Annotated in this window: 24 protein-coding genes; all 24 read right to left on the bottom strand. The window is 41.9% G+C overall.

Features of this window, described 5'->3' with window-relative positions:
- Positions 1–119: 119 nt before the first annotated feature.
- Genes NSU11_RS08100 through NSU11_RS07985 form a run of 24 tightly spaced genes read right to left on the bottom strand, consistent with a single transcriptional unit; the run spans position 120 to position 20,269 of the window.
- Positions 120–659, bottom strand: coding sequence for a Swarming motility protein SwrB (locus tag NSU11_RS08100; protein WP_073205190.1), 540 nt, complete (start codon positions 657–659; stop codon positions 120–122).
- A 21-nt stretch (positions 660–680) separates the two neighbouring features.
- Complete coding sequence (locus tag NSU11_RS08095; protein ID WP_024424154.1) at positions 681–1,448, bottom strand: FliA/WhiG family RNA polymerase sigma factor; 768 nt, start codon at positions 1,446–1,448, stop codon at positions 681–683.
- Between the two features lie 24 nt (positions 1,449–1,472).
- Positions 1,473–1,973 (bottom strand): chemotaxis protein CheD, encoded by a 501-nt coding sequence (locus NSU11_RS08090; protein WP_024424155.1) that lies wholly within the window; start codon positions 1,971–1,973, stop codon positions 1,473–1,475.
- Positions 1,973–2,599, bottom strand: coding sequence for a chemotaxis protein CheC (locus NSU11_RS08085; RefSeq protein ID WP_024424156.1), 627 nt, complete (start codon positions 2,597–2,599; stop codon positions 1,973–1,975). Before NSU11_RS08085 ends, NSU11_RS08090 begins: the two co-directional genes overlap by 1 nt.
- A 12-nt stretch (positions 2,600–2,611) precedes the next feature.
- A complete protein-coding gene (locus tag NSU11_RS08080; RefSeq protein ID WP_024424157.1) occupies positions 2,612–3,073 on the bottom strand; it encodes a chemotaxis protein CheW in 462 nt (153 codons plus the stop codon).
- Positions 3,074–3,097: 24 nt separating this feature from the next.
- Positions 3,098–5,125 (bottom strand): chemotaxis protein CheA, encoded by a 2,028-nt coding sequence (locus NSU11_RS08075; RefSeq protein WP_342493873.1) that lies wholly within the window; start codon positions 5,123–5,125, stop codon positions 3,098–3,100.
- Positions 5,126–5,130: 5 nt separating this feature from the next.
- Entirely contained in the window at positions 5,131–6,204 is a 1,074-nt protein-coding gene (locus tag NSU11_RS08070; protein WP_024424159.1) for a chemotaxis response regulator protein-glutamate methylesterase, read from the bottom strand.
- The gene (locus tag NSU11_RS08065) at positions 6,201–7,106 is read right to left on the bottom strand and encodes a MinD/ParA family protein (RefSeq protein WP_024424160.1); all 906 of its coding nucleotides are present in this window, start codon (positions 7,104–7,106) and stop codon (positions 6,201–6,203) included. Before NSU11_RS08065 ends, NSU11_RS08070 begins: the two co-directional genes overlap by 4 nt.
- Positions 7,100–8,218, bottom strand: coding sequence for a flagellar biosynthesis protein FlhF (flhF, locus tag NSU11_RS08060; RefSeq protein WP_151863076.1), 1,119 nt, complete (start codon positions 8,216–8,218; stop codon positions 7,100–7,102). Before flhF ends, NSU11_RS08065 begins: the two co-directional genes overlap by 7 nt.
- On the bottom strand, positions 8,218–10,251 hold the full coding sequence (gene flhA, locus NSU11_RS08055; RefSeq protein WP_044330616.1) for a flagellar biosynthesis protein FlhA: 2,034 nt from the start codon (positions 10,249–10,251) through the stop codon (positions 8,218–8,220). Before flhA ends, flhF begins: the two co-directional genes overlap by 1 nt.
- Before the next feature lie 29 nt (positions 10,252–10,280).
- Entirely contained in the window at positions 10,281–11,369 is a 1,089-nt protein-coding gene (gene flhB / locus NSU11_RS08050) for a flagellar biosynthesis protein FlhB (RefSeq protein WP_034623630.1), read from the bottom strand.
- On the bottom strand, positions 11,366–12,145 hold the full coding sequence (gene fliR / locus NSU11_RS08045; RefSeq protein WP_024426982.1) for a flagellar biosynthetic protein FliR: 780 nt from the start codon (positions 12,143–12,145) through the stop codon (positions 11,366–11,368). The genes flhB and fliR overlap by 4 nt, the downstream gene beginning before the upstream one ends.
- Positions 12,146–12,151: 6 nt before the next feature.
- Complete coding sequence (fliQ, locus tag NSU11_RS08040) at positions 12,152–12,421, bottom strand: flagellar biosynthesis protein FliQ (RefSeq protein ID WP_003211206.1); 270 nt, start codon at positions 12,419–12,421, stop codon at positions 12,152–12,154.
- A 16-nt stretch (positions 12,422–12,437) separates the two neighbouring features.
- A complete protein-coding gene (gene fliP, locus NSU11_RS08035) occupies positions 12,438–13,103 on the bottom strand; it encodes a flagellar type III secretion system pore protein FliP (protein ID WP_024424164.1) in 666 nt (221 codons plus the stop codon).
- On the bottom strand, positions 13,096–13,716 hold the full coding sequence (fliZ, locus tag NSU11_RS08030; protein ID WP_234107918.1) for a flagella biosynthesis regulatory protein FliZ: 621 nt from the start codon (positions 13,714–13,716) through the stop codon (positions 13,096–13,098). The genes fliP and fliZ overlap by 8 nt, the downstream gene beginning before the upstream one ends.
- Before the next feature lie 57 nt (positions 13,717–13,773).
- The gene (locus NSU11_RS08025) at positions 13,774–14,136 is read right to left on the bottom strand and encodes a response regulator (RefSeq protein WP_007499584.1); all 363 of its coding nucleotides are present in this window, start codon (positions 14,134–14,136) and stop codon (positions 13,774–13,776) included.
- Positions 14,137–14,163: 27 nt separating this feature from the next.
- Entirely contained in the window at positions 14,164–15,285 is a 1,122-nt protein-coding gene (gene fliY / locus NSU11_RS08020) for a flagellar motor switch phosphatase FliY (RefSeq protein WP_024424166.1), read from the bottom strand.
- Positions 15,275–16,273: a flagellar motor switch protein FliM gene (gene fliM, locus NSU11_RS08015; RefSeq protein ID WP_024424167.1), complete on the bottom strand. Its 999-nt coding sequence runs from the start codon at positions 16,271–16,273 to the stop codon at positions 15,275–15,277. Before fliM ends, fliY begins: the two co-directional genes overlap by 11 nt.
- A 32-nt stretch (positions 16,274–16,305) precedes the next feature.
- The gene (gene fliL, locus NSU11_RS08010) at positions 16,306–16,734 is read right to left on the bottom strand and encodes a flagellar basal body-associated protein FliL (RefSeq protein WP_024424168.1); all 429 of its coding nucleotides are present in this window, start codon (positions 16,732–16,734) and stop codon (positions 16,306–16,308) included.
- Complete coding sequence (locus NSU11_RS08005) at positions 16,731–16,946, bottom strand: flagellar FlbD family protein (protein WP_008344794.1); 216 nt, start codon at positions 16,944–16,946, stop codon at positions 16,731–16,733. The genes fliL and NSU11_RS08005 overlap by 4 nt, the downstream gene beginning before the upstream one ends.
- Before the next feature lie 37 nt (positions 16,947–16,983).
- Positions 16,984–17,775, bottom strand: a complete 792-nt coding sequence (flgG, locus tag NSU11_RS08000) for a flagellar basal body rod protein FlgG (RefSeq protein ID WP_024424169.1) — start codon at positions 17,773–17,775, stop codon at positions 16,984–16,986.
- A 17-nt stretch (positions 17,776–17,792) separates the two neighbouring features.
- On the bottom strand, positions 17,793–18,239 hold the full coding sequence (gene flgD, locus NSU11_RS07995; RefSeq protein WP_024424170.1) for a flagellar hook assembly protein FlgD: 447 nt from the start codon (positions 18,237–18,239) through the stop codon (positions 17,793–17,795).
- Positions 18,239–19,567 carry a flagellar hook-length control protein FliK gene (locus tag NSU11_RS07990; RefSeq protein ID WP_024424171.1) on the bottom strand — a complete coding sequence of 443 codons (1,329 nt, stop codon included), beginning with the start codon at positions 19,565–19,567 and terminating at the stop codon, positions 18,239–18,241. The genes flgD and NSU11_RS07990 overlap by 1 nt, the downstream gene beginning before the upstream one ends.
- Positions 19,568–20,269: a MotE family protein gene (locus NSU11_RS07985; RefSeq protein ID WP_024424172.1), complete on the bottom strand. Its 702-nt coding sequence runs from the start codon at positions 20,267–20,269 to the stop codon at positions 19,568–19,570.
- Between the last annotated feature and the right edge of the window lie 10 nt (positions 20,270–20,279).

Raw genomic sequence — 20,279 nt, 5'->3', positions numbered from 1 at the left:
GCTTAAGTCATGTTCACATAAAACTGCGCCACGGCAGCACCTTTATACGAATCATTAAGCGTGTGTATTTAACACCAAGAAATAATATAACACATGATGGACTGACAATCAAGAATCCTTTACAGCTTTCCGCTAAATTTTAATAAAAGCTCGATTTCTGTCTTGCCAGTTTTCATTTCTTTCGCTATTTCTTCTAGTGACCGCCCTTCATCATATAGGGTCTTCACTTGGTCCTCGAATGTTTCTTCTATTTCACTTTTAGAAGGCAGAGAAGCCTCTGTTTCAAGTTGTGGAACGGGTTCGTTTACCTTCTCTTCCTGCACCTCAACTTCGCTAAGGAGAGCCGACAGGTGCTCTGGTACGGGATCTTCACTTTCGACCGATTGCTGGGATTCAATTGGTGGTTGTGGCTGCTTTGGTGTCTGAAGATCCGATTTCAGCTCTTCAGCAGAAAAATCAGGGGAAGCGGCTGCCGCTTTTGATAGTTTGTCATTCTCTTCTTTGACCTCCATCAAAAATGCAGCCAGGGTATTTTCCGTTTCTTCTAGAAGTTCTCGCTGCTTTTGTTCTGTTGCCTTCAGCGAATTCATTCTCGTATATAAAATAATCACAAAATAAATAAGTGCAGCATGAAGCATGAAGCTAATCAGCCATAACATATTTTTTCACTCACTAACTCTTTAAGATTGAATGGCTTTATCAAGCAGATGCTTAAGCTTGAACAAGGCCTTTGAATGAATTTGCGAAATGCGCGAGGTAGATAAATTGAGCACTTGACCGATTTCCGTTAATGTCAGTTCTTCTTTATAGAAAAGACTGATCACAAGCTTTTCTTTTTCTGAAAGCTCTGTGATTTTTTCAGAAAGCTGTTCAATTAATTCATCCTTCAGCATTTTCTCTTCTGGAGTCACAGACTTCTCGTCGCGAATCATGACTTGGACGTTCTCTCCGTCTTCTTGATCATGCAGCTTCTCATCGATTGAGAGCAGATTTGCAAAGAATCCTTCATTCATCGTTGTGACGACATCCTGTTCACTCATGCCGAGTTCCTCAGCCACCTCTGTCGGCGTCACATTACGCAAATAACGCTGTTCAAGCTTTTCAATAGCCGCTTCTACTTTTTTTGTTTTTTCTCTTGATGTACGGGGCAGCCAGTCCTCTTTACGAAGACCGTCGATAATGGCCCCACGGATTCTGAAGGATGCATATGTATCAAACTTCAGATCTCTTCCGGGATCAAATTTTTCAAGGGCATCATATAAACCGAGCATCCCTAGACTGATCAAGTCTTCTTTATGCACTGACTTCGGGAGACCGATGGAAATTCTTCCAACATGATATGTGACGAGCGGCATATAGCGGCGCATAAGATCATCTCCAGCAGCTGGGTCTTTCCACTCTTTCCATCTAGCCCATAGCGCCTGATCTTCGTAATTTAAGGATTGCATCTTTATCCCCCTATACTTCCTTAGTTATATCTTCATAATGCCTTGCTTCACAGTACGGATCTCAAGCTCTGCCGTAAGCGGATCGAATTCAATCGTACGGCCACTGTTTCCGCCTGTATCCTCACTAATAATCGGGATATGATGAAGAGACAGATGTTCTTTTACAGCTGAAACGTTTCTAGGTCCAATTCTCATTAGATCATTGGTTGACTTAAACTTAAACATTTCCGCGCCGCCAGCAAGTTTTGCCTTTAGCGCATGTTTGCGTGCGCCTGCTTTTAAGAGCAGATCAATTGTATGTTTGACACCTGTATCTGCATATTTAGCCAAGTTCTCCACCGCCCCTTTTGAAAGAGAGGAATCTGGAAGCATAACATGGACAAGGCCTGCCAGCTTTTTGTCTTGATCAAACAAGACAAGCCCTACGCAGGAACCAAGACCGGATGTCCGAATGCGGTCCGGTGATTTAACAAGCTGAACATCCGCAATACCAACCTTTACAACTGCCGGAATTTGCACGTTCATTATAGGTTACCTAATGCTTTGAATAGTTTTTCGAACGATTCAAAGTCTGGTAATAGAAACATATTTCCTTTCAGCTCTTGCTTATTTTGATCATCAAAAATAGATGTATCAATCACAATCGCCTGATCCCCAAGAGGACTGAATTGCATCAACCCTTCACTAATGACAGCCCCGAACATATCGAGCGTGACATCTGGAACACTTGGGTAAAGCTGCAATTTGGTTAAATCGGCAAGGGCTGATAAATAAGAGCCCGCTAAAATATTTCCAAGTTCATGAAGTGCTGACGTCCCCATCTCATGTTCATGAATCGTATCAATATCAAATGCCGGATCCTGGACAAGCTCTCTTACAAATTGCTCTGCTTGCTCAAACGGCATAATGAAAAAGATTGAGCCGGTTAAATCCCCTTCCATTCGCAGGAAAATGCTTGCAACAGGAAGGTCTGCACCGCCAAAGAAATCCATTAAATCTTCAAACGAGAGAACCTTGACAAAAGGAACAGCCATATCGATTTTTCGATCCAATAGGTTGGCAAGAGCAGACGCTGCGTGGCCTGCCCCGATATTCCCAACCTCTCCTAAAATATCTAGCTGTTCATCTTTAATTTCGTTGAAAATGCTCATTTCACATCCCCCTTAATGAACAGGTGCACCTTGAACGCTCTTGTCGAGGACAGCACCGGCATGAATGATATTGAAAAGACGCTGATCATGCTTAATGATACCTGTCACCCATGACTGTCCTTCTTTTTCAGCTGATTCAGGAGAAGATTCTACTTCTTCCTGATGGACGGTTATGACATCATTTGCTTCATCAACAATCCAGCCGACTTCAATGTCACCAACTTGTACAATGATCATTCTTGTTTCATCTGTAATTTCGTTGTCAGTAGAACCAAGTCTGACTCTCAGGTCAATGACAGGTGTCACGACACCGCGTAAATTAATAACACCGCATATATAAGGGGCAACGCCAGGAACTCTTGTCGGCTGCTGCCATTTTTCAATGGACTTTACTTCTGATACTGAAATGGCGTATTCTTTTTTGTTTACGATAAACACAATCATCTTTTCGCCAGTTTTGATATCTGTACTCATTTCAGACCGCTCCTCTATTGTTTTTTACTTGATCAGTGCATTACAGTCAACGATGAGTGCAACTTGACCGTCACCTAGGATCGTTGCGCCGGATATCGCAAATACGTTTGGCAGATAATCTCCTAGTGATTTCAATACAACCTCTTGCTGACCAATAAATGAATCGACCACAAATGCTGTCAGCTTGTCTCCTTTACGAACAACAATGATGTGCAGTTCTTCCTCTAATTCATTCGCATTTGGTACGTGGAATTGTTTCTTCAAGTACACGACCGGTACGATAAATCCGCGGAAATCAATCACTTCACGATCATGCGTTTGCAGGATGTCACTTTTCTTAATGACAGCCGTTTCAATAATAGAAGAAATCGGAATCGCAAATGTTTCCTCTTCTAGTTTTACAAGAAGAACGGAAATAATCGATAATGTAAGCGGAAGCTGGATTGAGAATAGTGAGCCCTGTCCTTCTGTTGAGTTAATGCTTACAGATCCGCCAAGTGATTCCAGCTTGTTTTTCACAACGTCAAGACCTACACCGCGGCCTGAGATGTCAGAAATCGTATCAGCTGTAGAGAATCCTGCTGCAAAGATCAATGAATCAATTTGATGATCTTCAAGTGTTTCTGCTTCTCTTTCTGTGATAACCCCGCGCTCTAATGCTTTTTCAAGCACCTTTTTACGGTTAATTCCGCCGCCATCATCTTCTACTTCAATGAAGACATGGTTTCCGCTATGGTACGCTTTTAATAGAACCGTACCTTTTTCCGGCTTGCCTTTTTTCACACGTTCTTCTGGTGATTCAATCCCGTGATCTAGACTGTTTCTGAGTAAGTGCAAGAGCGGATCACCAATCTCGTCGATCACTGTTCGATCAAGCTCTGTCTCAGCACCCTCAATAATAAGCTCAATTTTCTTATTAAGCTCTTTCGTCAATTGACGAATCATACGCGGGAATCTGTTAAAGACAGTTTCCACAGGTACCATTCTCATGTTCAGGATGATTGATTGCAGGTCTCCAGAAATACGAGTCATTCTTTCGACTGTGTCTGTGAGTTCGTTATTTTCTAGTTCTTTCGCAATCTGCTCTAATCGGCCTCTATCAATCACAAGTTCTTCAAATAGATTCATAAGAGAATCAAGACGGTCGATGTTGACACGAATTGTTTTCGTTCCGCCGGCAGCTGCACCGTTATTGCCATTTGCTTTTGGCGCATCATTTGCTGGCGCTTTCGCAGCAGGAATGGATACTTCTTCTTTTTTCTGTTCAGGCTGCGTCTCTTGCTTTTCAGCTGGAGCTGCTTCTTCAAATGCGGAGACTTCAGAGATCTCAACCTTCTCAACCTCTGAGATCGCCGTGACGATTTTCTGCACTTCGTCCATCGGCTGTTTAGAAAGATAAGAAATGCTGAATTCAGATTCAAAATCTTCTGATTCTAACAGCTCTGCATTTGGAACGGTTTTGACAACCTCGCCTGCTTCATTTAATCTTTCAAAAATCATATAGACACGAACGGCTTTTAGTAAGCACGCTTCACTTAATGTCACGTTGAGTTCATAGCATTTGAAGCCTTGCTCTCTCGCTTCATCAAGAACTGTTCGTTCAAATTCGTTATAATCTAAGTCATTAGAAGCAGCTGATGCATCTGCTGTTTCAACGCTAGAAGCTGCCTCAGCATGGCTTCCTGTCACATCTAGCTTTTTACTAATCTCTGTGACATCACGTTTCCCGTCTCCTCCTTCTGCAATCGATTGAACCATTGCTTCAAGATGATCGAGTGCTTCGAACATCGTATCCATTGACTCAGGAGTGACAATCATTTGTTCATTACGGATAGCATCAAACATGTTTTCTAAATGATGCGTTAAGTGAGCCATATCATCAAAGCCCATCGTTGCACTCATGCCTTTCAATGTATGAGCCGCTCTGAATATATCATTCACTAGCTGCAAGTCGGTTGGGTTCTTTTCTAAATCAAGAAGTTTTTCATTACAAGTTTGTAAGTGTTCTCTGCTTTCATCTAAAAAGATATCTAAGTATTGGTTTACATCCAACGTGTTCACGCCCTCTCTTTTTTCATGGAGCTTATAATTGCATGTGCGATGTCATCCACATGCCTTGTTTCATGTGCAAGGCCTGCTTTAATGACTGATTTAGGCATTCCGAAAACAACACATGATTCTTCTTTTTCTGCAATGACTTTCGTATGACCGCTTGCGACCATTTTTTTGACACCTTCAGTACCGTCACTGCCCATACCTGTCATAATGACAGCGATTTTCTCGTAACCCTTTATGCTGCTGATGGATTCAAATAAATAGTTAACAGATGGCTTGTGCCGGCTTTCCGTGTCTTCAGGGGACAGCCTGATAACAAGTGAGCCCCCTTGGTCATGAAGTGACATATTCATTCCACCAGGAGCTATGTAAGCCACTCCATTTTTCGCGATGTCTCCATCTTGCGCTTCTTTAATCGTAATTTGTGATAAATGATCTAACCTAGTAGCAAGTGATGCCGTGAATCCTGCTGGCATATGCTGCACAATCAATATAGGTGCCTCGATGTCCTTAGGCAGCTTCGTGACGACTCGTTGAAGTGCCCTTGGCCCTCCTGTAGATGTTCCGATAGTAATAATCTTTCGGAGTGAGCTGCCTTTTACAGATGGCAGCCGGGGTGCAGCCACTGGACTTGGCGGCTTTATCACCGGCTTAGGAGACATCTTCTCTTCAGTGCGTTTCCTTGACAGTCCTGCCGCAAGTACCCGCTCTACAATTTGCCCCCTCACTTTGTGCAAATCGAGCGAAATACTTCCCGAAGGCTTTGTCACAAAGTCAAAAGCACCGAGTTCTAAGCAATGGATGGTTAAATCTTTTCCTTGCTTTGTCTGGCTTGACACCATAATCACGGCAAGGTCGTGTTCAGCCAGAATTTGTTTTAATGCTTCTGTTCCGTTTAAAACAGGCATTTCCACATCTAATGTGACAACATCTGGATTCAGTTCCTTGATCCGTTTTAAGGCATCTTCCCCATTTCGCGCCGTTCCGACGACTTCTATTTCTTGCTCGGCACTTAGAAAATCACTAATGAGCTTTCTCATAAAGGCCGAGTCATCTACTACTAGCACTCTAATCATGAGTCCACCTTCCTCCTTTTAAAAAAAGAGGACAACTTATCTATAAACGTATGCTGTTCTCTCCGTGCCTCTCTTATCTGCTGATGATATAGTGTTTCTGCCAGCATCTTAATGGTTTTACTCAGCCTTGAATGAGGCTGCTTCATATAAAATGGAATTTGTTCTGATACTGCTTTAGGAACCGCAGGATCATCAGGCACAGCGCCAGCAAATACAAGTTTTCTGTGAAGAAAAGATGTGACCACTCCTGCTAATTTCCGGTAGGTTTCAGACCCTTCTGACGGGGTTTTGCACCGGTTAACAATGATTTGCACAGACCGTTCAAACTGATGAATGGCTAAATGTTTAATCGCGCTGTAGGCATCCATGATGGATGTTGGCTCTGGCGTAGTCACAACGACCACTTCTCCTGCCGATAAGACAAAAGGCAGCTGATCTTTTGACAAGCCAGCACCCATATCAAAGAAAATACAATCGAAGTCCTGCATCATTCTTTCCATCTCTTCCAAAAAGAACGACCATTGATCTTTATCTAAAGAAAACAGCTGTTCAAGCCCGCTTCCGCCAGAAATGTAATATAGGTTATCCGTTCCTTTTGTCATGGCTGCTTGGAAGGATTTTTTTCTAACGAGAACATCTAATATAGAACTAGTCGATGTTTTCCCTAGTAAAATATCAATATTCCCCATCCCAAAATCAAGATCAATCACTAACACTCTTCTCTCTGTACTTGCGATAGACAGTGCCATATTCAGGGTCAAATTCGATTTACCTACCCCGCCTTTACCGCTCATGACGGCAATGGTTTTTGCCTGTCCGCTGGCGTTAAGAGGAGCCGGTGTGATCATTTGACTCTGCTGAACTAGTTTTCTTAACCCTTCTGCTTGGTCGGGCTTCATGATTGTAAAACCATCCTTGTTAGTTCAAGAGGCGAGCCTTCAAGAATATCCTCAGGCACATTTTGACCATTTGTTAAAAAACCAAGTTTGATTTGAGAGTCAGCAATGATTTGAAAAATGGTTCCCATCGTGTCCGTTTCATCTACTTTTGTAAAAATGAATTGATTGATTGGAACTTGTTCAAAGCGTTTGACCATGGCTTTCATGTCTTGATACTTCGATGTAGCACTCATCACGAGAAAACTTTGAATGCTCTCATCAAATGGAATAATGTCGGTCAGCTCTTTAATATACGCTTCTTCTTTAAAGTTACGACCTGCTGTATCGATGAAGATATGATCATACTCTTTAAAGGTCTCTTGGGCTTTTACAAAATCCTCTCTTGAATAACAAACCTCAAGCGGTGCATTCAGCAGTTCAGCATATGTTTTCAGCTGTTCGATCGCTGCAATCCGGTACGTATCGGTTGTAATAAAAGCAATTTTCTTTTGCTGCTGAATGGCCGTTTTAGCAGCCAGCTTTGCAATCGTTGTCGTTTTACCAGCTCCAGTTGAACCGAACAAAACAATGTATTTTGAAGAAATCATCGGCTCATCAGAGGTTTTAGCTGGCAGCATATCTGTCAGCAGTTGTTCAAGTTCTTTTTTTATGTGATTTTCTTTAACCGCACCCTTTGTTAAAAGACCCTTCAGGCATTCGTCTCGAATGGCATCATCAAGTCCTTGATCCTTTAGCTTTTGATCGATTGCTATGAGAGGATCAGGCAGAATACCCGCATGCCGTTCATTCCTCACATATTCTAAAGGCTGGGTATGAGAAGGCGCTGGTTTCGCCGCCTTGGGAGCAAATGAAGGCTCTTCGGGCAGCTTTTGAACTTGTTCCTTTTTTGGTAATACTGGAAGAGGCGGCGCAGGGTTTAACCCTTTACCAGCTCTTTCCTCGAAATCTTGATCCAGCACTGCAATCACTTCGACCATTTGCTGTTTCTTCAAACCGAACAGTTTGCGTTTGACAACGGTTTTAGAATTTAAAATAACGGCATCTTTCCCAAGCTGCTGCCTGATTTGAATCGTTGCCTCCTGCATAGAATTTGCTGTGATTTTTTTCATTTTCATTAGATATCCACCACTCCGATGCTCTGTACTTCCACATTCGCTTCTAGTTCGTTATAAGATAGTACCGGTAAATCTGGGAAATATCTTTCTAACAACTGCTTAACGTACATTCTTATAGGAGGTGAGCATAATAGAACCGGCGTTTCCTGACGAAGCGAAAGCTGTTCAATTTCTCTCGCCACTGATTGAATCACACTTTCAGAGGATTCTGGATCTAACGATAAGTAGTTTCCGTGCTCTGTCTGCTGAACGCTGTCTGCAATCACCTTTTCTACTCGGCCTGAGCAAGTCACGACTTTGAGTGATTCATTTTCTCTTGCATACTGTGCGGTAATCTGTCTTGCCAGCGCCTGTCTAACATACTCTGTTAATAAATCTGTATCAGTCGTTAATTTTCCGTAGTCTGCAAGCGTCTCAAAAATGGTGACAAGGTTTCGGATAGAGACCTTTTCTTTCAGCAGCTTCGCCAGTACTTTTTGAATATCACCGACTGCCAGCGGATTTGGTGTTACCTCATCCACTAAGACAGGATAACTTTCTTTCAGATGATCGATTAATTGCTTCGTTTCTTGGCGTCCGAGCAGCTCGTGTGTGTTTTGTCTAATCTTCTCTGTGATGTGAGTAGACACAACAGACGCTGGGTCCACAACCGTATAGCCTAGCATCTCAGCCTGATCTTTTTCTGCTTCTGATATCCATTTAGCCGGCAGGCCAAAGGATGGTTCGATTGTTTCAATTCCTTCAATCGGATCATCATCAGGCGTTGGGGACATCGCTAAGTAGTGATCAAGCAGCAGCTCACCTTTTGCTACTTCGTTCCCTTTAATTTTTAACCGGTATTCATTTGGGTTCAGTGCAATATTGTCCCTGATCCGGACGACTGGAATGACAAGACCAAGTTCGAGGGCAAGCTGCCTTCGGATCATCACAATTCGGTCTAACAGGTCACCGCCCTGATTTGCATCAGCGAGCGGGATGAGGCCGTAGCCAAATTCAAATTCAATGGCATCCATTTGCAGAAGATGAATAACACTTTCTGGACTTTTCATCTCTTCTACCTCTGCTTGTTCCTCCAGTACCTCTTCGATTTCTTCTTGGTCTTGTTTGTTTTTCGACATCAGGTATGCGCCAAGGGCAAGTAAACCTGCGATCGGCCCTGTCAAAAGGATGCCGATTGGTGTAAACAGCCCAAGAAGGAAGATCGTGCCTGCTGTCACATAAAGCATGGCTGGGAATGCAAAGAGCTGCCCTGTAATGTCTGATCCAAGGTTTCCGTTAGAAGCAGCTCTCGTCACGACAATCCCTGTTGCCGTTGAGATGAGGAGTGCCGGAATTTGCGAAACGATTCCGTCCCCTACCGTTAATAGGGTAAAGTGAGAAGCTGATTCTTGAATCGACATTCCTTGCTGAAGCATCCCGATAATGATTCCAAATATAATATTGATGATGACGATGATAATACCTGCGATGGCGTCCCCTTTAACGAACTTACTGGCACCATCCATCGCTCCATAAAAGTCTGCTTCTCTCGCTACTTTTTCACGGCGGTTTCTTGCTTCACTTTCGGTCAGCATTCCTGCATTTAAATCTGCGTCAATACTCATTTGTTTACCTGGCATCGCATCGAGTGTAAATCTTGCCGCAACCTCTGATACACGCTCTGCCCCTTTTGTGATAACAATAAACTGAATGATGATCAGAATAAGGAAAACAACAAGACCAACGAGGACATTTCCTCCAACAACAAATGAACCGAACGTTTCGACAACCTTTCCAGCATCTCCTGTTGAAAGAATAGAACGTGTTGTAGAGATGTTTAGCCCTAAACGAAACAGCGTTAAGAGCAAAAGCAACGATGGAAAAATTGAAAATTGCAGTGGTTCTTGCATGTTCATTGTGGTGAGAAGCACGATAAGCGCAAGAGAAATATTAATAATGATTAAAATACTTAACAAAATGGGCGGAAACGGTATGACCAGCATCGCCACAATTAAAATAACACTGAATAAAACAGATAAATCTCTTGCTGACATGCCTGTTCTCTCCTTTTAAAACCAAAAATTCATAAAATCTTTTGTTTCGTTTTATAGACGTAAGCTAAAATTTCTGCGATGGCCTTAAAGTATTCTTCCGGCACCGCTTGGTCGATGTCGACCTGATCATAGAGCGCGCGGGCAAGCGGGCGGTTCTCTACAGTCATGACATCATGTTCTTTCGCAATCGTTCTAATTTTCAAAGCCAAAATATCCGTTCCCTTCGCCACAACATAGGGCGCGTCCATTTTTTCTTCATCATACTTTAAAGCAATGGCATAGTGGGTTGGGTTTGTAATGATGACGTCCGCTTTTGGGACTTCCTGCATCATCCGTCTCATGGCCATTTCCCGCTGACGCTGTTTAATCTTTGATTTGATGAGCGGGTCACCCTCTGATTTTTTATACTCATCTTTGATGTCTTGTTTGGACATCCTCAAGTTTTTTTCATAATCAAATTTCTGATACATATAATCAAGCCCTGCCAAAATCAAAAGAGCACCAGCAGCATACAGCCCCATAATTAAGGTCATATTTGCAACGAAATGAAGGGTTTCCTCTGCTGTTAATAAAGGAAGCCGTAGAATTTCGTCAAAGTGCATCCAAAGAGCAATAAATGTCGCAAAGCCAACAAAGCCAATTTTTAAAATCGATTTTAATAGCTCTACGAGGGCTCGAATACTGTATATCCGTTTAAATCCTTTGATTGGGTCAAGCTTTTCTAATTTCGGTTTGATCACTTCTGCTGAAAAGAGAAAGCCGACTTGTAAATAGTTACTGATAATCCCCGCCAGCATGCCAACACCAAGGATTGGCATGAGGAGGAGCCCTGTTTCCTGAAGCAATTCCAAGAATAATTGATGAATATTAGATGTGCTAACTTTCATTAGCATGGTTGTTGAATAAAAACGTTCTATGAGCGCGATAATCCGCTCTTTCATAAAAGGCCCAATAAAAAAGAATGATAAAAAGATTAATAGAAATGAGATGGCTGTATTGACGTCGGTACTTTTGGCAACCTGTCCTTTTTTACGTGAATCCCGCCTTTTTTTCGGCGTTGCTTTTTCTGTTTTTTCACCTGCGAAAAATTGCAAGTCTAGTCTAAGCCTTGTCATCATGACGAACCACCGACCAATGCTAAGAAATTCCTCATGGTGAGTACAATCGTTTCAAATGTATTTTGGACAACACCGAAGATGACGCCCATACAGATGATGATCATAATAAAACTCACACCCATTTTAATAGGAAGTCCAACCACAAATACGTTCATTTGCGGAACTGTACGTGCCACAATCCCCAGCGCCAAATCGACTAAAAACAGACTTGCCACGACAGGTGCCGAGATTTGAAAGGCGATGATAAACATTTGGTTGAAGCTCTTTGCGATAAAGTAAGCAAAGGATTCACTGCCGAAATTCAGCGCGTATTGATCAACTGCAATGTATTGAAAGCTGTAATAGATTCCATCAAGCAGCAAGTGATGTGCGTTAGTTGCCAGCATCAACAGCAATGTGACCGTATAAAAAAACTGTCCCATCAGCGGTGTCTGAGCCCCTGTTTGCGGATCAATAATATTGGCAATCGCAAAACCCATTTGAAAATCAATGAATGAGCCGGCAATTTGAACAGCGGACACCATGATGTATGCAATCAGCCCAAGCAGCAGACCGACCATTGCTTCTTTCACCGCTAGCATCATATAAAGACCGTCTATGTCGAGTGCTGGCGGTTCTTTTATGGTGCTAAAACTAATGACAGCTAAAAACAGTGAGAATCCAACTCTGTGTACAGCTGGGATCGTTCTATGCGCTAAAAGCGGTACTGTCACAAAAAAAGCGGTGATCCGAATAAAAACTAAAAGAAAAGCAGGGAATAATTCTATGATTGACATCGCTTGTTAACCTGCAAATCGATCTAAATTGGAGAACAGCTCTGTCGTAAAGGACACGATTGTTGAAAGCATCCATGGACCAAACACAACAAGCCCAATGAGTACAGCAACAATCTTAGGAATAAACGCAAGCGTCTGTTCTTGAATTTGGGTTGTCGCCTGAAACACACTGACAATCAGTCCCACAATAAGTGCGAGCGCTAGAAGCGGCCCACTCACAAGCAATACTACATACACTGATCTTTCAGCCATCGTAATGACAAATTCTGAACTCATGTTTTAAGCACCTACTCTAAAAGCTTTGCAGCAAAGATTTCACTATCAAATACCATCCATCGACTAAAACAAATAACAATATTTTGAAAGGGAGCGATATCATAACCGGCGGAAGCATCATCATCCCCATTGACATCAGAACACTTGCGACCACCATGTCAATAATTAAAAATGGAATAAAAATCATGAAACCAATTTGGAATGCCGTCTTTAATTCTGAAATGGCAAAAGCGGGAACCATCGTCGTTAACGGAATATCTTTAATCGATTCAGGTTTATCCATTTTTGCGTAATTAAGAAATAAAGCCAAATCTTTCTGTCTCGTATGTTTACTCATAAACTCTTTAATAGGCACTTCGGCTTTTTCATACGCCTGATTTAACGTGATGTCATCATTTAAAAGCGGCGTCAGCGCCTCTTTATTAATCTGTGAGAACGTGGGTGCCATGATAAAAAATGTGAGAAACAAAGCAAGTCCAACAAGCACTTGGTTTGGCGGCATTGAGTTGGTTGCAAGCGATGTTCTGACGAATGAAAGAACAATCACAATCCGTGTAAAACACGTCATCAAAATGAGAATGCCCGGTGCAACCGAAAATACAGTTAAAAGTAAAAGAAGACGGACAGATGTGCTGATATTTCCTGCACCGCTGGAATTAAATAAATCGATAAACTCATTCATTTTGTTTCGGGCCTTTCTTTCTGACTTCTGATTGGGTCTTTTTCAATTCGGCTAGCTGCGCCTTTAAATTGGCTGAAAAAGAAGAAGTGGTCGTCTGATCATGTTTCTTTATCTGCGATGTGAATTTTTGAACCATTTTTGGTAAATCGGTTTTGCTTTCCATCGCTTCTTCATATTGTTTCACGATTGCTTCACATTCTTGTTCATCATCAATCTCTTTTAGCAGCTGGATTGAGTCTGCTACGCCGACAACTAATACTCTTTTGCCCACTTTGATCAGCTGGACTGAACGGTTTTGTCCGACTGTCGTTCCGCCAATATTTTCAACATATCGAAATGGTTTGAGTAAGCGGTTTTGCTTACCAACAAATCTCACCAATCCATAAATAAGCAGGATGACAAAAAGTAAGGCACCAATCATTTTGACAAAATCCATAATGGAGACAGAAGAAGAGGGAACTTCTTCTGCCGGATTCGTTTGATTGTCAGTGGTTTTCTTCTCTGTATCCTTTTTGCTTTCTTTCTCACCTTTGAGCCAGTCATTCACTGTGCCATTCTCAGGATCTTTCGTTTCGGCAAACAGTGAGGCAGGCTGCATCGTCAAGAAAAGCATAAAACTGATCATTGCTATACATATCAAACGTTTTTTCAACAAATCTTACACCCTTTTTTAGCCTAACGTTTTATTAATTGCTTCAAGTACGCGGTCTGCCTGGAATGGCTTCACGATAAAGTCTTTTGCACCTGCTTGGATTGCGTCAATAACCATTGACTGCTGTCCCATAGCAGAACACATGATGATTTTTGCTGAAGCATCGATTTGTTTAATTTCTTTTAGTGCAGTGATTCCGTCCATTTCTGGCATGGTGATATCCATTGTGACAAGATCAGGAGATGTTTCTTTGTATTTTTCAACTGCTTGTGCGCCGTTTTCTGCTTCTCCTACTACATCAAATCCGTTTTTTACAAGAATATCCTTGATCATCATTCTCATGAATGCTGCATCATCTACGATTAATACCTTAGTAGCCATTTACTTATTCTCTCCCTATATGTTTGTTTATTTTAAATTAGAAAGTCTTTCTGACTGACTTAAAATATCAGTCACACGAACACCAAAGTTCTCATCAATGACAACGACTTCCCCTTTGGCGACGATTCGTTTGTTCACTAGAATGTCTACTGGCTCACCAGCAAGTTTGTCCAGTTCAATGATACTTCCAGCTGAAAGCTCAAGAACTTCTTTCACACTGCGCTGAGTTCTTCCAAGTTCCACCGTAATGGAAAGCGGAATGTCCATCAGCATATCAAGGTTTCCAAGCTGGCTTGTTGTATGCTGAGGCTCACTGAACGATTCAAATTCAACTGGCGCCACATTTACAGGTGCTGCCGGCTTTGGCTTTGCCTGTCTTTTCGGCGGTGCTGCTTGCTGCGCTGGGGCAGACTGCGTTTGCGGAGCTGCCGGCTGAGGTTCAGGTGCACTCACTTCTTCTTGAACCGGCTCTTCTTCTTGGGCAGGATCTGTTAATTCTGCAATTAAATCCTTCGCAAATGTAATAGGATAAAGCTGCATAATATTTGAATCGATGAGTTCACCTATTTTTAATCTGAAGGATACTTTGACAAGCATTTCTTCAGCTGGAATGCGGTCTGTCCCTTCTCCTTCTTTCACATCAAGTAATTCGACGCGCGGCGGAGAAATATCAATCTTTTTATTAAAGACAGTCGACATGGATGTCGCAGCAGAACCCATCATTTGGTTCATTGCTTCTTGTACTGCACTTAAGTGAATCTCACTTAAAGAAGGGTCAGCATTTGTCCCGTCTCCGCCCATCATTAAGTCCGCAATAACTGCTGCATCTGTTTGCTGGACGACAAGCAGGTTACTTGCGCTGAAACCTTCCGTATAATTCACTTCAATAGCGACATACGGATGAGGAAATTCCTCATTCAGCATACTTTTTTGAATCACTGTAACAGTTGGAGTTGTAATCTCCACTTTTTGATTTAATAGGGTTGAAAGTGCTGTTGCAGAGCTGCCAAATGAAATATTTCCGATTTCTCCAATGGCATCTTGCTCCATTGCAGAAAGGATTGTATCAGGCTCTATATCGTCATTGCTGCCTCCTTTAAGGAGCGCATCGATTTCGTCTTGTGATAATTTACTTCCGTTATTCTCCATCTTCTTCACCTCTTATGTCGTGATCTAGAATTTGAATCGCCTGTTTCCGATTCACGCGGCCGGCCTGTCCCAAGAATTTCGGTTTATTTCCGACCATAACAGTAAGAGGCGCATTTACTGGTTTGTCCAAGGCAATACAATCACCAATTTCCAAATTCAAAAACTCTTCCACCGTCATTTCCGATTGTCCCAGCTCTGCGACTACCGGTATTTTTGCCTTCATAATCCGTTTTTCAATGGCCTTTGTTTCTTGCTGTTTTGGTTCATTTCGTTCAGACTGCATCCAGTAGTGTACAGACAGCTTCGGAATAATAGGCTCTAATACAACGTGAGGAATACATAGGTTAATAACCCCGCTTACCTCGCCAATCTGTGTATTAAGAGAAATGACGACAACTGTTTCGTTTGGTGACACCATTTGAACAAACTGGGGATTTACCTCGAAATCTGCCATTTCAGGCTCGATGTCGGTTATGGACTGCCACGCTTCTCTGTAATTTTCCAAAGCTCCCTCAAACATGTTTGAGATAATCTTTGTTTCAATTTCTGTAAGTGATTCTGTCTTATTATGACTAATGCCAATCCCGCCCATCAGCCTGTCCATCATCGCATAGCCGATTGTTGGGTTTACTTCAAGCATGATTCTTCCTTCAAGCGGGCTGACATAAAATAAGTTTAATAATGTCATATTAGGAATCGAACGAATAAATTCTTCGTATGGTACTTGGTCAACCGAGCTGACAGTAATTTGAATATATGATCTTAGCTGCGCTGAAAAATGCGTGGTGAGCAGTCTAGCGAAGTTATCATGAATCCTAGTTAAACTTCGAATCTGGTCTTTTGAAAAGCGCAGTGCACGTTTAAAGTCATACACCTTCACTTTTTTCGTCGTTTCCTCTTTTTTCAGCTCTTCTGCATCCATTTCGCCTGTTGAGATGGCGGATAATAATGCGTCGATCTCATTCTGGGAAAGCACTTCTCCTGACATTTCTTCACCTCCATCGCGTTAATTAATCGCCTCTATTGCAGATTAAAGGAGGTTATATATACTTCTTTCACCTTGCCATCTTGCAAATAGTTATTCACTTTGTTTTTGACTTGTGTTTTAAAATGTTCTCTGCCTTTTTTGCCATCAAGTTCATCTGCATTCGTGTCTGATAAAATGTCGATGACAGCATCTTTTACTTGGAAACTTCTTTTCTCAAGCTCTGATTTTGCTTTTTCAGAGTCCGTTTCAATATTCAGGACAAGTTTGACAGCATTTCCTTCAGATTTTAAATTGGTGATAATCTCAGGAATTTCAACAGAAGCTTTTACAACTTCATCTGCTGTTGGCTCTTTTTCGGCTTTTGCTTCGTCTGACCCATTCAGCAGAAAAAAGATGCCTGCTCCAATTCCGACGATGGCAATAATCATGATTAGCATTACTACGACTAATTTCTTCTTCATTCAAACTCCTCTATTCCTTGATTCAATGAAATGACTTGGATTTTTCTGTAGAAAGAAATGATTTTCTCTTGAAGCTGCTCTTCATCTTCTTTCACAACGAATTTCTTTCCATTGGCCAAAGTAATGGTCGTGTCTGGAAAACTTTCGATTTGCTCGATATGGAGAGCGTTCAGCATAAATCCTTTGCCATTTAATCTTGTCACTTCAATCATATTAAGCAGAGAAGCGAGCATCCGCTCCCCCTACCTCCTATCGTTTCAGATTCACAAGCTCTTGCAGAATTTCATCAGATGTTGTGATCGTCTTTGCATTCGATTGGAATCCGCGCTGCGCGATAATCATTTCGGTAAACTCATCTGTTAAATCAACGTTTGACATTTCTAGTTTACCTGTTTGGATCACGCCAGTTCCTTCTTGACCAGGTACGATAGGGTTACTTGGTGCACCTGAACTTAACGTTTGGCGGTAAAGGTTGTCACCAACTTTGTCTAATCCTCCTGCGTTACTGAAAGATACGAGTGAAATCTGTCCAACATTTCTAGATACGTTGTTTTCAACAACCGAAATTGTTCCATCTGGACCAACACTTACACTTGAAATGCCATCTGGGATCGTTATTTTTTGTCCATCCATTCCGAGAAGGTAATTTCCGTCAGTAGTCGTTAAATTTCCCTCCGAATCACGTCTAAAGTTCCCGGTTCTTGTATAAAGAACTTCTCCTTGACTTTCAATACGGAAAAATCCATCTCCATTGATATAGAAGTCGTAAGGTTCATCTGTATTTTGAGAAGATCCCGGTGACATGACTTTATCAATAGAAGCTAAAGATGATCCTAAACCAACTTGTTTTGAGTTAATTGAACCAGAGTTGTTCGTTGGTCCACCTGAGCTTGAAATGGTTTGACTGACCATATCTTTAAACGTGATACGGCTTTTTTTGTATCCGTGTGTATTGACGTTGGCTACGTTATTGGCTACCACATCTAATTTTGTTTGGAAGTTTTTCATTCCGCTAATTCCTGAGTAAAGTGAGCGTAACATTTATTTTCCTCCTCGAATTACTTCGTTTTTTCTCCAACTGCTGTAACATCCCAAGGGCTGATTTTCGTACCATCTTCTAAAACAAGTAAGTATTCATTGTCTATGTTTTTAACAGATTTCACAGTGCCCGATATCTCTTTATCATCCAATTTGCCCGATACTTCTTTACCAATCCAGCCTACATACGTCGTAAACGGATCTTGGTGTGCAACAAATGTAGACATGAGCTGATTCAGTTTGGTGATCGAATCGTTCATATTGGTTTGCTGTTCTAAAGATGAAAATGTCGCAAGCTGAGTGACAAACTCACGGTCATCAAGTGGGTTTGTCGGATCTTGGTTTTGAAGCTGCGTGAGCAAAATTTTCAAGAATTGATCTTTGCCAAGCGTATCTGTTTTCTTTTCTGTTTTTGAAGAAGTGTCTGCTTGTGCGGCTGTTCTATTCGTAGCATCAACTGTTGCCATTAGATCTCCTCCTCTTCTTCATCTGACCCAACAAGAGCATCCAGTACATCTTGGAATTCTGCTTCCTGTTCATCAGTCTGCTGGGAATTCTGCCCTTTTGACTGCTGCTGCTTGTTTTCTTCGTTAAATTGTTGTCCAAATAACGGCTGCTCATTTGATTGAAGCGGTATATGGAAACGGTCCACTTGAACCGACATATTCGGAAGTGCCTGCTTGAGCTGCGGCAGATGATGCTCTAACAGCTCTTTCGCTGCTTGCGTCGAGGCTGTAATTTTACTCGCATACATACCGTTTTGCTTCGTTAGCTGAATGGTAATGAATCCAAGATTTTCTGGATTTAATCGAACGGTGAAGCGTCCGCTTGAATTGCCAAACGGCGTGAATTTCATTTGCTTCCACGTGTTTAGAATTTGCTGATCAACTGTTCCCGGCTTCTCATCAGTCGTTTGTGTCTGCTGAACAGGAGCCGCTGACTGCAGTTGGAAAAACTGCTTATGACCTGGCAAAAGTGTATGGGTCATTATTTTTTCAGAAGCTGGTGCAGCAGCGCTTTGTCCTTTCACGACTTCTTTTTTGATGAGCCACTCAAGAGATGCATTCCCTTTTGCCGGAGAAGCGAGTGTAGATTCTTGTTTTGGAGAGATTAGCTCTTTCAACTCTCCAAGTGAAATTTTCCACTCTTTGTCAGACCCTTTCGCATTCGCCATCATATGGTCGATTAACTGATTAAAGTGCTTTAGCTCACTTTGAGTCATCGAATTCAGCTTTGGCGTTGATCCCTGCGAGAAGAACTGCTCTTTTACTTGCTGAATGAGTTTTTCATCTACCCCGTTTTTCGAAAGAAAGTGGATAAAGTCTTGACCTTTTCCTTCAATATCCTGCACAAGTTTCGCATCAAAGCTGAGCGGCTGTTGATTGAGCAATTGATAGATGAAGAAGTGGACTTGTATGAGCTGTTCACTATGTTCAGAACCTGGCTTTTCCGCTTGATCACCGTAAATGGAAGATTCCATTTTTTGAAATAATTCTTCAAGTGATTTGAGATCGGATGATTCAAGCGTTTGACCTTGTAGTGTTTGAAGCGCACTTAGTAGGTCTGCGCTCATTCCTTCTTCAGGTGATTGCATCCATTTTTCAACAATTTGCATCGCATCATTGATAGAAAGAGAGGCTGCATCGGCTGTCTCAGCATGAACAGGACCGCTTTGAGCGCCTGCTCCGCTAAGCAATTGTTTAAACAAACCTCGTGCAGATGCGGCGCCGTCTCCTTTTAGCCCTGAAAGACCTTGAGAAGATTGCTGTAAGGCTCCAATATCCAATAGCTTCACTTATTGTCCACCCCCATTTTCACTTTCTTCTTTTTTGGCAAGCTCTTTTGTAAACGTTGCTGCCTTCTGAGGTGTCAGTTTTGCTAATATGTCTGTCAGTTTATTTTTGCTCAGCTCTTCAAGAATTTTTAACGCCTCTTTATCACTTAATTCTGATAAAATTTTGGCGGATTTTCCTGAGTCCATGCTTTCATAAATGCTGGCGACCTTTCCTTTTGTCTGCTGATTAGAGGATGCCGCTGCATCAGAGGACGTCCCTGCCGAGTTATTATCTGACGTGTTATTTGATGAGCTGTTATTCGATGAACTGTCATTGGCTGACGTATTCTTTGCATCATTTTCAGATGTTTTTTCAAGTGAGTTGATTTTTTGATTCAGTCTTTTAATCTCTTCATCACTTGTTTTCAAATCTTTTTGTGCAATTTCGAGTTCATTTTTTTGCTCTTTAATGGTCTTTTTCAGTTCTTTCAACTCTGCATCGCTTTGATCATTAGGTGAAGATGACGTTTTTGAGGTGTCATCTGAACCAACTAAGCTGCTAATCACCGGAATGTTTTGGAGCGGTTTTTTTAGATCAAAACCTGCCATATAAAGGATCGTGCCAGTGACAATCACAAGCACAATCAATGGGATGATGACAATAAACAAGATCCATTGAAATTTCCCGCCGCCTGATTCCTTCGTTTTTTCCTTCTTAGGCATTCATCTCGAC

The organism is Bacillus sp. FSL R5-0712 (assembly GCF_038593285.1).
In the GTDB taxonomy this organism is placed as follows: Bacteria; Bacillota; Bacilli; order Bacillales; family Bacillaceae; genus Bacillus; species Bacillus safensis.
The sequence above is the reverse complement of the archived record's forward strand: the minus strand, read 5'-3'. Positions and strand labels throughout refer to the sequence as shown.

Bases quoted from the DNA above. Each gene is read 5' to 3' on its own strand.
- NSU11_RS08080 (WP_024424157.1), bottom strand. From the start codon at position 3,073: ATGAGTACAGATATCAAAACTGGCGAAAAGATGATTGTGTTTATCGTA.
- fliZ (WP_234107918.1), bottom strand. From the start codon at position 13,716: ATGCTTTTCTTGACGATGCAGCCTGCCTCACTGTTTGCCGAAACGAAA.
- fliQ (WP_003211206.1), bottom strand. From the start codon at position 12,421: ATGAGTTCAGAATTTGTCATTACGATGGCTGAAAGATCAGTGTATGTA.
- fliM (WP_024424167.1), bottom strand. From the start codon at position 16,273: ATGTCAGGAGAAGTGCTTTCCCAGAATGAGATCGACGCATTATTATCC.
- fliY (WP_024424166.1), bottom strand. From the start codon at position 15,285: ATGGAGAATAACGGAAGTAAATTATCACAAGACGAAATCGATGCGCTC.
- NSU11_RS08100 (WP_073205190.1), bottom strand. From the start codon at position 659: ATGTTATGGCTGATTAGCTTCATGCTTCATGCTGCACTTATTTATTTT.
- NSU11_RS08095 (WP_024424154.1), bottom strand. From the start codon at position 1,448: ATGCAATCCTTAAATTACGAAGATCAGGCGCTATGGGCTAGATGGAAA.
- NSU11_RS08025 (WP_007499584.1), bottom strand. From the start codon at position 14,136: ATGGCTACTAAGGTATTAATCGTAGATGATGCAGCATTCATGAGAATG.
- flhF (WP_151863076.1), bottom strand. From the start codon at position 8,218: ATGAAAATGAAAAAAATCACAGCAAATTCTATGCAGGAGGCAACGATT.
- fliL (WP_024424168.1), bottom strand. From the start codon at position 16,734: ATGAAGAAGAAATTAGTCGTAGTAATGCTAATCATGATTATTGCCATC.
- NSU11_RS08085 (WP_024424156.1), bottom strand. From the start codon at position 2,599: ATGAGCATTTTCAACGAAATTAAAGATGAACAGCTAGATATTTTAGGA.
- NSU11_RS08070 (WP_024424159.1), bottom strand. From the start codon at position 6,204: ATGATTAGAGTGCTAGTAGTAGATGACTCGGCCTTTATGAGAAAGCTC.
- flgD (WP_024424170.1), bottom strand. From the start codon at position 18,239: ATGGCAACAGTTGATGCTACGAATAGAACAGCCGCACAAGCAGACACT.
- flhB (WP_034623630.1), bottom strand. From the start codon at position 11,369: ATGATGACAAGGCTTAGACTAGACTTGCAATTTTTCGCAGGTGAAAAA.
- flhA (WP_044330616.1), bottom strand. From the start codon at position 10,251: ATGTCAGCAAGAGATTTATCTGTTTTATTCAGTGTTATTTTAATTGTG.
- NSU11_RS08090 (WP_024424155.1), bottom strand. From the start codon at position 1,973: ATGAACGTGCAAATTCCGGCAGTTGTAAAGGTTGGTATTGCGGATGTT.
- flgG (WP_024424169.1), bottom strand. From the start codon at position 17,775: ATGTTACGCTCACTTTACTCAGGAATTAGCGGAATGAAAAACTTCCAA.
- fliP (WP_024424164.1), bottom strand. From the start codon at position 13,103: ATGAATGAGTTTATCGATTTATTTAATTCCAGCGGTGCAGGAAATATC.
- NSU11_RS08005 (WP_008344794.1), bottom strand. From the start codon at position 16,946: ATGATTGAAGTGACAAGATTAAATGGCAAAGGATTTATGCTGAACGCT.
- fliR (WP_024426982.1), bottom strand. From the start codon at position 12,145: ATGTCAATCATAGAATTATTCCCTGCTTTTCTTTTAGTTTTTATTCGG.
- NSU11_RS07985 (WP_024424172.1), bottom strand. From the start codon at position 20,269: ATGCCTAAGAAGGAAAAAACGAAGGAATCAGGCGGCGGGAAATTTCAA.